The organism is Cohnella sp. AR92, from assembly GCF_003990975.1.
Lineage (GTDB): Bacteria > Bacillota > Bacilli > Paenibacillales > Paenibacillaceae > Cohnella.
This window is the reverse complement of record NZ_RZJR01000005.1, coordinates 210,251-223,893: the sequence shown is the minus strand read 5'-3', so window position 1 is coordinate 223,893 and position 13,643 is coordinate 210,251. Positions and strand designations below refer to the sequence as shown.

The 13,643-nt window shown below is 56.5% G+C and carries 14 protein-coding genes; 10 read left to right on the top strand and 4 right to left on the bottom strand.

Features of this window, described 5'->3' with window-relative positions; all coding sequences use genetic code 11:
- The first annotated feature begins 1 nt into the window (after position 1).
- Positions 2-1,654, top strand: coding sequence for a glycerol-3-phosphate dehydrogenase/oxidase (locus ELR57_RS09825; RefSeq protein ID WP_126958884.1), 1,653 nt, complete (start codon positions 2-4; stop codon positions 1,652-1,654).
- Positions 1,655-1,717: 63 nt separating this feature from the next.
- On the opposite strand, the gene ELR57_RS09820 is transcribed toward ELR57_RS09825, so the two are convergent.
- Positions 1,718-2,293 carry a CGNR zinc finger domain-containing protein gene (locus ELR57_RS09820; RefSeq protein ID WP_158629979.1) on the bottom strand — a complete coding sequence of 192 codons (576 nt, stop codon included), beginning with the start codon at positions 2,291-2,293 and terminating at the stop codon, positions 1,718-1,720.
- Positions 2,294-2,359: 66 nt separating this feature from the next.
- A complete protein-coding gene (locus ELR57_RS09815) occupies positions 2,360-3,103 on the bottom strand; it encodes an MBL fold metallo-hydrolase (protein ID WP_238162470.1) in 744 nt (247 codons plus the stop codon).
- 318 nt (positions 3,104-3,421) lie between these two features.
- Here ELR57_RS09815 and ELR57_RS09810 point away from each other — a divergent pair, with 318 nt between their 5' ends.
- Positions 3,422-4,273: an SDR family NAD(P)-dependent oxidoreductase gene (locus ELR57_RS09810; RefSeq protein ID WP_126958882.1), complete on the top strand. Its 852-nt coding sequence runs from the start codon at positions 3,422-3,424 to the stop codon at positions 4,271-4,273.
- On the top strand, positions 4,270-5,793 hold the full coding sequence (locus ELR57_RS09805) for an AMP-binding protein (protein ID WP_192896557.1): 1,524 nt from the start codon (positions 4,270-4,272) through the stop codon (positions 5,791-5,793). The genes ELR57_RS09810 and ELR57_RS09805 overlap by 4 nt, the downstream gene beginning before the upstream one ends.
- On the opposite strand, the gene ELR57_RS09800 is transcribed toward ELR57_RS09805, so the two are convergent.
- Positions 5,790-6,626, bottom strand: coding sequence for an RMD1 family protein (locus tag ELR57_RS09800; RefSeq protein WP_126958881.1), 837 nt, complete (start codon positions 6,624-6,626; stop codon positions 5,790-5,792). The genes ELR57_RS09805 and ELR57_RS09800 overlap by 4 nt on opposite strands.
- Before the next feature lie 249 nt (positions 6,627-6,875).
- Between ELR57_RS09800 and ELR57_RS09795 the strand changes: the two genes are divergently transcribed.
- Together ELR57_RS09795 and trpB are read left to right on the top strand one after the other, a co-directional pair.
- Positions 6,876-7,295, top strand: coding sequence for a VOC family protein (locus ELR57_RS09795; protein WP_126958880.1), 420 nt, complete (start codon positions 6,876-6,878; stop codon positions 7,293-7,295).
- Positions 7,296-7,370: 75 nt separating this feature from the next.
- Positions 7,371-8,534 carry a tryptophan synthase subunit beta gene (gene trpB, locus ELR57_RS09790; RefSeq protein ID WP_126958879.1) on the top strand — a complete coding sequence of 388 codons (1,164 nt, stop codon included), beginning with the start codon at positions 7,371-7,373 and terminating at the stop codon, positions 8,532-8,534.
- 78 nt (positions 8,535-8,612) lie between these two features.
- On the opposite strand, the gene ELR57_RS09785 is transcribed toward trpB, so the two are convergent.
- Entirely contained in the window at positions 8,613-8,852 is a 240-nt protein-coding gene (locus ELR57_RS09785; protein ID WP_126958878.1) for a DUF362 domain-containing protein, read from the bottom strand.
- A 396-nt stretch (positions 8,853-9,248) separates the two neighbouring features.
- On the opposite strand from ELR57_RS09785, the gene ELR57_RS09780 reads away from it, so the two are divergent.
- From ELR57_RS09780 to ELR57_RS09760, 5 genes are all read left to right on the top strand, one after another.
- Positions 9,249-9,662 carry a GNAT family N-acetyltransferase gene (locus ELR57_RS09780; RefSeq protein WP_126958877.1) on the top strand — a complete coding sequence of 138 codons (414 nt, stop codon included), beginning with the start codon at positions 9,249-9,251 and terminating at the stop codon, positions 9,660-9,662.
- 282 nt (positions 9,663-9,944) lie between these two features.
- The gene (locus tag ELR57_RS09775) at positions 9,945-10,751 is read left to right on the top strand and encodes an SDR family NAD(P)-dependent oxidoreductase (RefSeq protein ID WP_126958876.1); all 807 of its coding nucleotides are present in this window, start codon (positions 9,945-9,947) and stop codon (positions 10,749-10,751) included.
- A 24-nt stretch (positions 10,752-10,775) separates the two neighbouring features.
- On the top strand, positions 10,776-12,044 hold the full coding sequence (locus tag ELR57_RS09770) for an MFS transporter (protein ID WP_126958875.1): 1,269 nt from the start codon (positions 10,776-10,778) through the stop codon (positions 12,042-12,044).
- 98 nt (positions 12,045-12,142) lie between these two features.
- Positions 12,143-12,892, top strand: coding sequence for an SDR family NAD(P)-dependent oxidoreductase (locus tag ELR57_RS09765; protein WP_126958874.1), 750 nt, complete (start codon positions 12,143-12,145; stop codon positions 12,890-12,892).
- A 16-nt stretch (positions 12,893-12,908) separates the two neighbouring features.
- Entirely contained in the window at positions 12,909-13,643 is a 735-nt protein-coding gene (locus ELR57_RS09760; RefSeq protein WP_126958873.1) for an SDR family NAD(P)-dependent oxidoreductase, read from the top strand.

Here is a 13,643-nt window from a genome sequence, read left to right as displayed (position 1 = left end):
AATGGGTAGGCATGAGATATTGAAGGAGATGAGCAGGCGAACCGTCGACTTGCTTGTCATCGGCGGAGGCATCACCGGGGCGGGCATCGCCCTTGACGCGGCAAGCAGGGGGCTCCGCGTCGCGCTCGTCGAGATGCAGGATTTCGCGGCGGGGACATCCAGCCGCTCCACGAAGCTGGTTCATGGCGGTCTGCGTTACCTGAAGCAGCTTGAGATCGGCGTCGTCGCCGAAGTAGGCAAGGAGCGCGCGATCGTTTACGAGAACGGACCGCACGTGACGACGCCGGAGTGGATGCTGCTTCCGCTTTATGCGGGAGGGACATTCGGCAAGCTGTCGACCTCGGTCGGCCTGCGCATATACGATTTACTGGCGGGCGTAAAGCGAAGCGAGCGCCGTTCCATGCTGAGCGCCCAAGAGACGCTTCGGAGAGAGCCGTTGCTGAAGAAGAACGGATTGAAGGGCGGAGGATATTACGTCGAATACCGGACGGACGACGCCCGTTTGACGATCGAAGTCATCAAGAAGGCTGTCGAATACGGCGCCTTGGCGATCAACTACGCACGCGTGACTTCCTTGACTTACGACAACGAAGGCCGCTTGAGGGGCGCTGCCGTTCGCGACGAGATCGACGGCGGAAGCTACGAAGTGACGGCCGCCAAAGTCGTCAATGCGACAGGTCCTTGGGTGGACGAGTTGCGTCGGCTCGACGGCTCTAAGACCGGCAAGACGCTGCGTTTGACCAAGGGCGTGCATCTCGTCTTCGACAAGGCCCGATTCCCGTTGCGGCAAGCCGTGTACTTCGATACGCCGGACGGCCGAATGGTCTTCGCGATTCCGCGGGCGGGCAAGGCGTATTTCGGCACGACGGACACCAACTACGCCGGTGCGATCGATCGCCCGACGGCGACGCAAGAAGACCGCGCGTATCTGCTGAACGCGGCAAACTTCATGTTCCCGGATCTGAGGCTGACGGAGAGCGATATCGAATCCAGCTGGGCGGGCCTGCGGCCCCTAATCCAACAGGAAGGGAAGGATCCTTCGGAGATCTCGCGGCGCGACGAGATCTTCCACTCTCCTTCCGGGCTCATCTCCATAGCGGGAGGCAAGCTGACGGGTTATCGGAAAATGGCGGAATCGGTCGTCGACGACGTCGTGAAGCGGCTCGCTGCCGAGGGGGCGCGGAACGGCGCTGCGGGAGGCTGCCGCACCAAGGAGCTGCGAATCTCCGGCGGCGATGTCGGCGGCTCGGAGAACTTTGAACGGTTCGTGAAGGAACGTACGGCCGAGGGCATCAAGAGGGGATATTCCGCCAAAGACGCCGAAGAAATCGCGAGATTCTACGGATCGAACGCGAATGCGCTGTATGAGTTTGCCGCGGACCCCGAGAAGGCGGCATGGGCCGACCGTCACGGGCTGCCGCTTCGGATCGCTGCCGAGCTGTGGTATGCGATGGACGAAGAGATGGCTGTTAGGCCGCAGGACTTCCTGATTCGGCGAACGGGATGGCTGTTCTTCGATATCGCTTCGGTCCGGCAATGGAGCAGGCCGATCATCGGCGCCATGGCGGAGCGCGCGGGCTGGACGGACGATCGGCGGGGCTTATACGCGGAGGAGATGGAACGACTGGCGAGAGAGGCGTCGGAGGCGATATAAAACGTCTTGCCGCTGGCTTTAAAGGCTTTTATGCCATGCAAGAACGAACAGGCTGAGGATCATTTAACCTTCAGCCTGTTGTTTTTTCTTCGCGTAGAATTCAGCCGCTTTGTGCCGGTTGCCGCAGGTCTCCATGCTGCACCAGCGTCTTCTTCCGCCCTTGGAGATGTCCGCGAAGCGCAGAATGCAATCTTCGTGTTCGCATTTGCGGATGCGCTCCGCGGGGACGGTCCGCAGCGTGTCCGCAATGGATCGGAGAACGAGCAGGCTCAAAGCCTCCGATCCGCTGCGGCCCGTATATTCGAGGTCCGGCCCTTCGCCGGTCATCGTCAGCTTCACGCCGACAATCAGCTTCTCGGCCCTGACTTGGAGAGCATCATAGGTCGGTTCGGACAACTTGCCATGCCGGGCCAGATCTTCGAGGACACGATCGCACAGTTCCCGAAGCGCGGTCAGCTCCTTGCGCAACTGCTCAAGAGGAAGCTCTCGTACGGAATCCGGCAACTCGTTATCGCGGAGCCATTCCAATAAGGAAGGCGGGTCGAGCAGCCGATCGGTCCTGCTCTTCTCTTGCATGCGGACGGTGTTGGCCAAGTTGATCCACAAGAGGCCGCCTATTCGGTTGATGGTCTGAAGCATAATGTTCATCTCCTGGTGCGATGGATTGCCGGGGTAGCCGTTCCTCGAAGGAAGCAAGCCTAACCGTCATAGGATAAGTTCGGATTTCGTGGTCAGCACGCTCAGTTCGATTTTACCATGTGCGCTTGTCGTCAGACGGTTCATCATGTCCGGCGTTTGCCGATAGACGGGAGGGAAATGGACGGCCGTGTGGTGAATCGGCACCAGCGTCTTCGCTCCGAGGACAACCGCCGCGGACACGGCTTGCTCCGGAGTGAGGCAGATCGGCTGCCCGCTTGGCGGCGACATTCGGGGAAGCTCAAGGACGGCTCCGTTCACCGGAAGGCAAGCGGCATCGAACGGACCGTAATCCGCGGCGATCTTCCACCAATACCCGTGCCAGAGCGTATCCCCGGCATGGATGAGCTTCCGGCCGCCGCCTTCTACGATCCATGCGACTTGAGCGTCCCCCGTGCCGTCCACCGACGGAGCGGCGAATGCGCGCAGCGTGCCGATCGCGAACGACTGACCCGGCGCCGCGCCGTGAACGTTCTCCAGCCCCGCCTCGATCGCCAGGGCGACGGATTCCTCCGGCAGGTATACCGGAATGTCCCGGCCGTAATAGTCCCGAATGGCCTGCGGATCGAAATGGTCGCCGTGATGATGGGTGACCAGCACGGCATCGACCGCCCCGAATTCGCTTAGCGGATAAAGCGTTTCGTGCGATTGACCGAGATGCGAAGGAAAATGGTAGATCGGGTCGATCGCAACCGTGGTCGTTCCGTCTTGCGCGAGAATGCCGGCCCATGGAAGCTTCTGAATGGTCAACATGCGCTTCACCTTCCTCATAACCTTTAAAAGTTGTTTTACTGGTTATAATTGGAGTGTACACCGTTCTTGTTAACCTGTAAATATAATTTTTAACGGTTATACAATGTCCTGCCCCTCAGAAGCTTTCGGATTATTTTTCGAACTCTTTTTTTAGACGGGGCGGCCAATGTGGAAAGGATTTACAAAACTGTTGTTGAATTCTTATAGCGAGGGCAATCGTCAAAATAGTCCGTTCCTTCGTCTAATTCGACAGAGACAGCCGTGCAGCGGCCGCCGTGCCTTCATCGTCGTTGCCCCATCGGCATGAAAGGAGCTTCCATGCAACCCTACAGCCTAATCGAACGCCTGTTATTCCCGCAGGCTGCCTTCCATAGACAGAAGCTCGCGCGCAAGCTGGAGGGCAAGACGGTCCTGATCACGGGCGCAAGCTCCGGAATCGGAGAGCAGCTTGCTTATTTGCTGGCCGCGATGAACGTCCATCTGATCTTGGTCGCCAGACGAGCGGACAAGCTGATCGCCATGAAGAACCTGATCGAGACGAAATCCGCGCGCGTTAGCGTATTCCCGGCCGATCTTCGGGACGAGAAGGAGATGGCGGAGCTGCTCGGCTTTCTGGAGAGGCTCCCGGACGGGCTGGATATCGTCGTAAGCAATGCAGGCCATTCCATCCGCCGATCGATCGAACAATCCTTGGACCGTTATCACGACTTTACCCGTACCAACTCGATCAACTATCTGGCGCCGGTTCGTCTGCTCTTATCGGTCATTCCCACGCTGGTTCGCAAGCAAGGCCATATCATCAACGTCTCGACCGTCAACGCCCTGCTGCTTCCCGTCCCGAATTGGGCGGCTTATCAGGCATCCAAAGCCGCTTTCGACGCCTGGTTCCGATCGGCAGCCCCCGAATTGAATGCGAAGGGAGTCTTCACGACGTCGATCTATCTCCCGTTGGTAAGAACGCCCATGATCGAGCCGACGGCCGCCTATCGGAAGATGCCGGCGATGTCGCCGCAGCACGCCGCGAGGATGATCGGCCGCTCCATCTATGCCAAGAAGAAAATCGTCAAACCCTGGTGGTTGATTGTCGGCCAGTTGGCTTCCGTGCTGTTCAGAAGGTATTGGGAATCCTCAAATGCGAGAAAGCTGCGCCGCAAAGGGCAGCGGGCATGAAGATCCTAAAGCTGGTCTACGTTCTTTACCGAATCAAGCTGCTTTCGCCTCGGTCGCTTTGCCGGTTGACGGCAGCCATTCTTCAAGACGGAATCAATCTCATGGCGCTGCTTCGGTTCGCTGCGGGGGTCCATGGGGAGAAGGCCGCGGTCGCGGACGAGCGGGAGACCTTGACCTATCGTCAGCTGCTGGTCCAATCCGACGCGCTATCCGCGGCATTGAGGGACAAGTACCGGCTGTCGGGCGGCAGCAAGGCAGCGTTATGGTGCAGAAACCACGCTTTGCTGGTCCGAGCGATTTACGCGGTGTCCGCTACGGGCGCGGATCTTTACCTGCTGAATGCGGAGATGAGCGGGGAACAGCTGAACCGGCTTCTCGAAAGGAACGGCTTCGACCTGTTGATCTATGACGAGGAACGGGAAGCGCTGCTGGAGCCGTCTTCTTCTAACGGAACGAAGCTCCTGAGCGACGTCGAAGCGTTGGAGGAGATCGGCATCGCCCGGCATCCGGAGCGGAAGAGGCGCCGCTCCTCGTCCGGAAGGTTGGCGCTTCTAACCGGCGGCACCACGGGCCAAGCGAGAAAGGCGTATCATAAGCCTTCCTTATTCAATTACTTGGATCCCTTCTATACCTTTCTTACAAGGCTGCGAATCCTGAGCCATAGCAGCGCGTACATCGCCACTCCGATCTATCACGGCTACGGGATCGCGGTCCTGCTCTTGTTCTGCGCCTTGGGCAAGAAAGTCGTGATTCGGCCAGGCTTCGATGCGGACGCCGCTTGCCGAATCGTTCGAGAGCATCGGATCGAGGCGATGACGGTCGTTCCTCTGATGCTCCGCAAGATGCTGAATACCCGAGCGGAGGATCTGAAGTCGCTGCGATGCATCGCTACGGGCGGCGCGGAGCTTAGCCCCAAGCTGGCCAAGGAGACGCTGGAGCGATTGGGAGAGGTGCTGTACAACCTGTACGGCACCTCGGAGACGGGGCTGATTACGATCGCCACGGCGCAGGAATTAACCCGGTTCCCCGAAACGATCGGCACAAAAATCGGCGGAGGACGCGTGAAAGTCATGGACGAGCGGATGAAGCAGGTTGAAGTCGGCCTAGTCGGCCAGATCTGCGTCAGGAATCGCTGGTCGATGCGGAACCGTGCCGAAGCCTGGATCGAAACCGGGGATTTCGGTTACCGCAACGAGCACGGCCGCTATTTTCTATGCGGGAGAGCGGACAGCATGATCGTCTCGGCGGGCGAGAACGTCTATCCCTATGAAGTGGAGCAAGCGCTGCTCGCCCACCCTGGGGTTGAGGACGGGGCGGTAATCGCCGTCCGCGACGAGCTGTTCGGCGAGCGGCTCAAGGCTGTCGTCGTGCTGGCACCGCAGGCGGCAACGACGGAAGAGGAGCTGCGCCTGTGGCTTCAGGCCAAGCTCGCGAGGTACCAGATGCCGAGAGAGATCGTCTTCGCCAGGGAACTGCCGTATACCCACCTGGGGAAGCTGGATAGAAAACGGCTTGTTTAATCGATCCAACCGATCAACTGAAGAATGGCGATCGCGAGCTCGCTCACGATCAGGATGACGATGACCCACTCCACGAACAGGCCGCGAATCGAGTGGCTGATCGTCGAGAAGCCGTCCATGATGCGGTACAGCACCTCCGTCTTGCTTTTCATGATCGCGTATCGGTCGTTCATCTCGAAGAACTCCATCATCCGATCGTAGAACTCGCCCGCGCTGCTGCTCGTCCACGTGATGTCCGGTTTGTCGAGAATCATGATATAGGAGATCGTGTTGTATTCGTGCCGCATGATGGATGCCGTCGTGCGCGCCAGTTCCTTCTTGCCCAGCCGCAGATTGCTCTTATCCAACCGGTCGATCATGTTCTCCAGCTTGTCGTGGATCTTGCCGAGCTGCTCCTCGATCTTCTCCAGCGCGACCGACTTCGCCAGGACCGTCGCGATCAGCTCCTGATGGAACGGTTCGATCTCGGTAACCACGACGTATTCGTCGGTCAGCTCCGTCAAGCCCTTGCCGTCCGTCCGAAGGCTGTAATCGTCCGTATAGCGGTCGGCATCGTTCTCGTCGATGTCCGGCTCGATCGTCCGCAGGTAACGAACGAAGGGCAGGAACCCTTCTTTGGCGGCATCGTTGAGGAAGACGACGCTTCCGAAGGAGAAGACGAGCACCTCCTGGGAATCGTTGACCTTCTTCTGCAGAATCTTCTCCAGAGCTTCGCCCTTCAGGGCGAGAGGCTCCTCCCACGTGAACTTCTTGGGGATCCCGCAATGAATGGCGATTTTGTTGAGGTCGATCTCGTTCGTGATGGCATAGGCCTTAAACGTAATGTCCGTCATGTCACACACTCTCTCCGATTGTTTGGCTTATTCTAGCACACTACCCGCACGGAAATGTATGGGAATTAAGGCGTAGTCCGTTTTTTTACATTCGCTTAACGCAGTTGCGCTATTGGCTTAACATCGCGGCATTCCATGTCTCGAACCCGACCTATGCTTTAGCAGATAGTGGGTGACTTAAGGACAAAAAGACTCTAAAGTGATATTGAGGTGATCAAAGAGGTGCTTCCACCAAAGGAGAGTTACGAGATGAGGGTGCGATTAGAAGGGATAACGGTATTGTCCAATCATGTTTCCCGGTTGGCTAGCTTCTATCGGGATGTGTTGGGATTCCGTATCGCCGTAGAAGAAGATCATTACGTGGAATTGGCGAACGAAGGAGTTCGGCTTGCGATTTGTTCGATCCTGGTGATGGCGGACAACACGAACGGGCATCCTTCCTTTATCGAAGAGCGCAAGGGGCAGGCGTTCGAGCTGAATTTCGAGTGCGAATCCCCGGAAGCCGTCCGGCGGATTTATGAGGAGATCGTCTCCAAGGGAGCCGTGCCGATTACGGAGCCGAAGCCGATGTCCTGGGGGCATACGACGGGATTCTTCGCGGATCCGGACGGCAATATTCATTCCCTCTTCGCGGTTAACCCTATTCTCTCGCTCTCTCAAGCCGAATAAGGCGAACGAAGGCGAGATTTCTGGTATGATGGGTAAAGAAAAAAATACCATAACCACTAATGGAGGCGCTTGCAGATGAGCCAACAGGTGCAGCAAGAAGGATACTTCGGAGAGTTCGGAGGCAGCTTCGTTCCGCCGGAATTGCAGGAAGTGCTGAACTATTTGAGCGAGCAGTTCTACAAGTTCAAGGACGATCCGGAATTCAAGGAAGAGCTCCGTTACTACTTGCGCGAATATGTCGGCCGCGAGAACCCGCTGACCTACGCGGAGCGGCTGACCGAGGCTTGGGGCGGCGCCAAGATCTATCTGAAGCGCGAGGACCTGAACCATACGGGGGCGCACAAGATCAACAACGCCATCGGTCAGATTCTGCTCGCCAAGCGCATGGGCGCCAAGCGAATCATCGCAGAGACGGGCGCAGGCCAGCACGGTGTCGCAACGGCAACGGCTTGCGCCATGTTCAATATGGAATGCGTGATCTACATGGGAGCGGAGGATACGCGTCGCCAAGCGCTTAACGTGTTCCGGATGGAGCTTCTCGGCGCGACGGTCGTTCCGGTACATAAGGGCCAAGGACGCCTGAAGGACGCGGTGGACGAGGCGCTGGACGATCTGGTCCGCAACTACAAGAACACCTTCTACTTGCTCGGGTCCGCCGTCGGACCGCATCCCTTCCCGACCATGGTCAAGCACTTCCAATCGATCATCAGCGAAGAATCGAAGCGTCAAATCATCGAGAAGGAAGGACGTCTTCCGGATGCGGTGCTGGCGTGCGCAGGCGGCGGCAGCAACGCGATCGGCGCGTTCGCCCACTACATCGATGAGCCGAGCGTCCGCCTGATCGGCGTCGAACCCGACCAAGCGCCGTCCTTGACCCAAGGCGTGCCGAGCATCCTTCACGGCTTCAAGTGCCTGGTGCTGCTGGACGAAGAGGGCCAGCCGAAGAAGACGTATTCGATCGCCGCCGGGCTCGACTATCCGGGCATCGGACCGGAGCATAGCCATCTGAAGGTGACGGGCCGCGCCGAATACGCGACCGTTACCAATGAGGAAGTGCTGGAAGCCTTCCAGGAGCTGTCCCGCGTCGAGGGAATCATTCCGGCTCTGGAGAGCGCGCATGCGGTAGCCTACGCCAAGAAGCTTGCGCCGACGATGAGCCGGGATCGGATTCTTATCGTCAACCTGTCCGGCCGCGGAGACAAGGACGTCGAGCAAGTGTTCCACATGCTTCATAAATAAAGAGCAAACGAGCGATTGCCATTCATCAAACAAGGGGCCTTCCCATTCGGGAGGCCCCTTTCCGCATTTTCTCGCTGCTTATTGACTTTGATAGAAATCTCGGGCCTTCTCTACGAACTTTTTCCGTTCGGCGGTCAGATCATCCTCGTAAAAGATGGCTCCTACCGGACAAGCCGTTTCGCAAGCTCCGCAGTCGATGCAGACGTCCGCGTCGATGAAGAACTGATCGGGACCTTCCGAGATGCAGTCGACCGGGCACACGTCCTTGCAGTCTGCCGCCTTCTCGTCAATACAAGCTTCCGTGATTACAAATGCCATAACCTTGCCACCCTCCCACGAATAATGATAAGTCCGAACAAGCGATTGCATGCGTGACTTGAGCCGTGTTGGAGATCGTACGAGCATAGCATTGTATGATCGATGACAAACTTGTATGATCGGCTTCATCATATCCGATTTGTTAGCGATATTCAATACTTGGTTGTAATCGTTATCATCTTCGCGAAGAAGACCCAGCAAGGCGTTCTGGATCATTTAGCGACATCCCGAAGTCTGTGTTACTTAGAAGATCGAAGTAACAGAAGCGAATGGGGGGCACGGAGGTCGACGCTACTTAGAAAATCGAAGTAACATCACTTTCTAAATCATACGCCTCTCTAAACGGAGCAAGCTAAAGCAAACGACTCTTGTACGCTTCCGATAGGGGGTTTGGAATTGGAAAAGAACATCGAGGTGACGCATACATCGCCCGAGCCGGAGGAATATCTCGCCTTGCGAGCAGCTGCCGGATTAAGTCCGAGGGACTTAGAAGGCGCTAGGATAGCGCTGCGGAACTCTATCTTTACGGTTGTCCTGAGGGATTCCGATAAGCGGCTGATCGGAATGGGCAGAATCATCGGAGACGGCGGCTGCTTCTATCAGATAGTGGACATCGCCGTAAGCCCGGACCATCAGGGGAAAGGATATAGCAAAATTATCATGTCCGAGATCATGAATTACTTGGACGAGCATGCGCCGAAGAATTCTTATGCGAGCCTGATCGCCGACGTTCCGGCCGACCGCATTTATCGGAAATACGGTTTCGATTATACGGCTCCGCAGTCGGTCGGCATGTACAAGAACTATTAAGCAAAGCGAGCATCGCCGCGTGGCTTGTACACGCGGCGATGCTTTTTGACAGGGAGGCATTGTGTCCATCCTGTGAAAGGTTTGCGATTGCAAACGCAGACATGTTCTGATAATATTTAAATGCCTAATATTTAGACATCTAAATAAGTCGAAACCAAGGAGACTTTTTGTCTGAAGCAAGGAGATGGACGGCTTTCAGAGCGAAAGGGCGAATCGGTTTCGCATGGGATGGGAAGCGCTTTCAAATTCTTATAGGCCAATAGAGGAAGGAGCAATCGAACAATGGGTAGAGTGGAAGGCAAAGCAGCGCTGATCACGGGAGGAGCATCCGGTATCGGCTTGTCGGCGGCAACCCTGCTGGCGCAAGAAGGAGCAAAGGTCGTCGTAGCCGATTTTAACGTGGAGGGCGCCAAGAAGGCGGCTGAGGATATCCAAGCGCAAGGAGGAGAGGCAAGCGCCATATTCCTCGATGCCGGAGACGGCAAATCCATCGAAGAAGCGGTGGAATTCACGGTTCGTACGTATGGTCAGATCGACATCCTATTCAACAACGTGGGGTCGACCAACCTCAAGAAGGACCTGGACGTCGTGCACATGGACCTCGAAGAATGGGATCGATTGATGAACGTCAATCTGAAGAGCGTTCTGCACGGCAGCCGGTATGCGATTCCGCATATGGCGAAGGCTGGCGGCGGCTCGATCATCAACACCGCTTCGATGGCTGGATTCACGGGAGATTCCATTCGCGCGGCATATGGGGCTTCGAAGGCTGGCGTCGTAAATCTGACCAAGTACATCGCTACGCAGTACGGCAAGGATAACATCCGCTGTAACGCGGTCGCGCCAGGCTTGATCCTGACTCCTGCCGCTAAGAACAATATGGCTCCTGCCGTACTGGACATTTTCGCCAAGTATAATGCCCTGCCTTACCATGGGGAACCGGATGATATCGGCTACACGGTGCTATTCCTGGCCTCGGACGAGTCCAAGTTCATCACCGGGCAGACGATCCAAGTAGAAGGCGGGCACTACATCGCCAATCCAAGCATTGCGGACTTCAAGGAGTTCGCCAAACAAGCGCAAGGATAGAACAAGCGGACAAAGGAGCGCATCATGAATCAGCCTAAAAAGAAAATCCACTACGCGTGGTGGATCCTAGTCGGTCTTTGCATCATCGTGGGGTTGGGCAAAGGGGGCCTGAACAACTCCGCCAGCCTGTTCCTGACGCCGATCACCGAAGAATTGGGCATCGGGATGGGCAATCTGACCTTATACTTTAGCGTTTCGGCAATCGTGACCATGATCTTCCTTCCTTTCGGCGGGAAGCTGATGGCCAAGTATGATACCAGGTTGGTTCTCATTGTCGGGATTCTCCTGCAGGCAGGGGCATTCGCGACGTTCGGCCTGATGCATTCCGTCTGGGGATGGTATCTCCTCGCCATTCCTCTGGCGGTAGGCGGCGTGTTCATCACGGTTATCGCGGGTCCGGTTATTATCAATCAGTGGTTTAAGAAAAGCAACGGGCTGGCGCTTGGGATCATGAGCGCGGCGGGCGGAGGCATCGGCGCCATCGCCCAGCCGATCGTCGGCAACGTCATTTCCGGGCAAGGGTGGAGAACCGGTTATATCGCCACCGGAGTCTCGGCTATCCTTATCGTTATCCCGGTCATTCTGCTGCTTATTAAGAGATCGCCGCAGGACAAAGGCTTGCTTCCTTATGGGGCGCAAGAAGGCAGCAAGTCCAATAGCGGCGCTGCAGGCGAAGAGGCGGGGCCGAAGGGCGTCAGCATGGCCGTCGCGAGAAAATCGGCCGCCTTCTATTTCCTCATCGTCTTTTTCTTCTTGGTGACCTCCATTGCCAGCTTCTCGATGCATATCCCGACCTACTTGTCGAATAAGGGGTTCAGCGTATCCTTCGCAGGCAACGTCATGGGGACGTATATGGTCGGCGTTCTGATCGGTTCCTTGGCGATCGGCTTCCTAAGCGATCGAATCGGTTCCCGGAACACGGCTCTTATCGCCATGGCGATCGGCTTGCTCGCGATCTGCTTGCTGTTGTTCTCTGACACCAGCACAACCCTCATCACCGCAGCCGTCGGCCTGTTCGGCTGTATCTCCTCTTCGATCGGCACGCTTGGACCTGCCCTGACGTCCAGCTTGTTCGGGAACAAGGAGTATAGCCAGATCTATTCGACGGCTTCGATGGGGCTTGCCGTTTCCTCGATCGTCGCGCTGCCGGCCTACGGTTACGTGTACGACTTCACCGGAAGCTACACTTCGGTGCTGTATGCGATAATCGCGATGCTTGCGATCAATATGTTCTGCGTGTTGGCCGCCTTCAGAGGGAAGAAGAAGCTAGAAAAGGAAGGTACCTGGAACTAGACGATAAAGTTGCTATTTGCAATGAAAAAATAGAGCTGATATTATTTAGTTGTTGAATAATTAGACGTCTAAATAATAGTTCCGGGAGGTAAAGGATCATGAGATTGCAAGGCAAAGTCGGAATCATTACGGGCAGCGCTTCGGGCATCGGCAGAGGAATGGCTCTGGCCATGGCGAAGGAAGGCGCGCATATCGCGATCGTGGACGTGAATGAGGAGAAGGGACAAGCTACCCTCGCCGAGGTGAACCAATATACGGAAGGCATGCTGTTCATCAAGGATATCTCGAAGAAAGAGAACATTCGGCAGATCGTAGACGAAGTCGTCAAGAAGTTCGGCAAGCTGGATATCCTCGTGAACAATGCCCATGTCTCCAGACAGGCTCCATTCATGGAAACCACTCAGGAGATGTTCGACCTGAGCTTCGGGACGGGCTTCTATCCTACTTTGCACTTCATGCAAGCTGCTTATCCGGAATTGAAAAAAACGCAAGGCAAAGTGATCAACTTCGCTTCGGGCGCCGGAATCGACGGGCAAGTGACTCAGACCTCGTACGCGGCTGCCAAAGAAGCGATCCGCGCAATCTCGCGGGTTGCCGCGAACGAGTGGGGACCGGAAGGCATCAACGTCAACCTGATCTCGCCGATCGCCTTGACGCCGGGCGTCCAGCAATGGCGCGAGAACGCTCCGCAATTATACGATGCGATGATCAACAAGATCCCGCTGCGCCGCCTTGGCGATCCCGAGCAGGATATCGGCCGAGTTGCCGTGTTCCTGGCAAGCTCGGATTCGGATTATGTAACAGGCCAAACGGTCATGGTTGACGGCGGATCCATTAAATTACGCTAAGGGGTGCACACACATCATGGGCAAATTAGACAATAAAGTGGCCATTATCACGGGCGGCGCTTCGGGAATCGGCGAATGCATGGTCGACCTCTTCGCGGAGGAAGGCGCGATCGTTATCGCCGCGGACATCAACGACGCCGCTCTGGAGAAGGCAAGCCAGAAGCCGAACGTGTACGGCATGAAGCTGAACGTCGCTTCCGACGAAGATTGGCAGCAGTTCGCGAGGGACGTTAACGAACGTTTCGGCAGAATCGATATTCTGGTGAATAACGCGGGCATCTCCTCGGAGAAGCCTTATCAAGAAATCAACTTGGACGATTGGCAGAAGATGCTGTCCATCAACGGCTTCGGCCCGTTCGCCGGCATGAAGCATGTCGCTCCTTACATGGCCGCTCAGAACAAAGGCTCCATCGTGAATATCTCTTCCTATACGGCTCAGATCGGACAAGGGTTTAACCACTACTCCGCCTCCAAGGGGGCGGTTCGCGCGGTATCCAAAGCGGCCGCGACGACTTTCGGCCGTCAAGGCGTTCGCGTAAACACTTTGTTCCCGGGCATTATCGAGACGCCGATGACCCAAGCCTTGAGCACGTCGAAGGAACTTCTGGGCCGCTTGATCCAAGGAACCCCGCTGCAGCGCTTGGGGCAGCCTATCGATATCGCGAAGGCGGCCTTGTTCCTGGCTTCGGATGACGCGGCTTACATCACGGGCGCCGAATTGATTATCGACGGTGGTTTCTCGGCACAATAG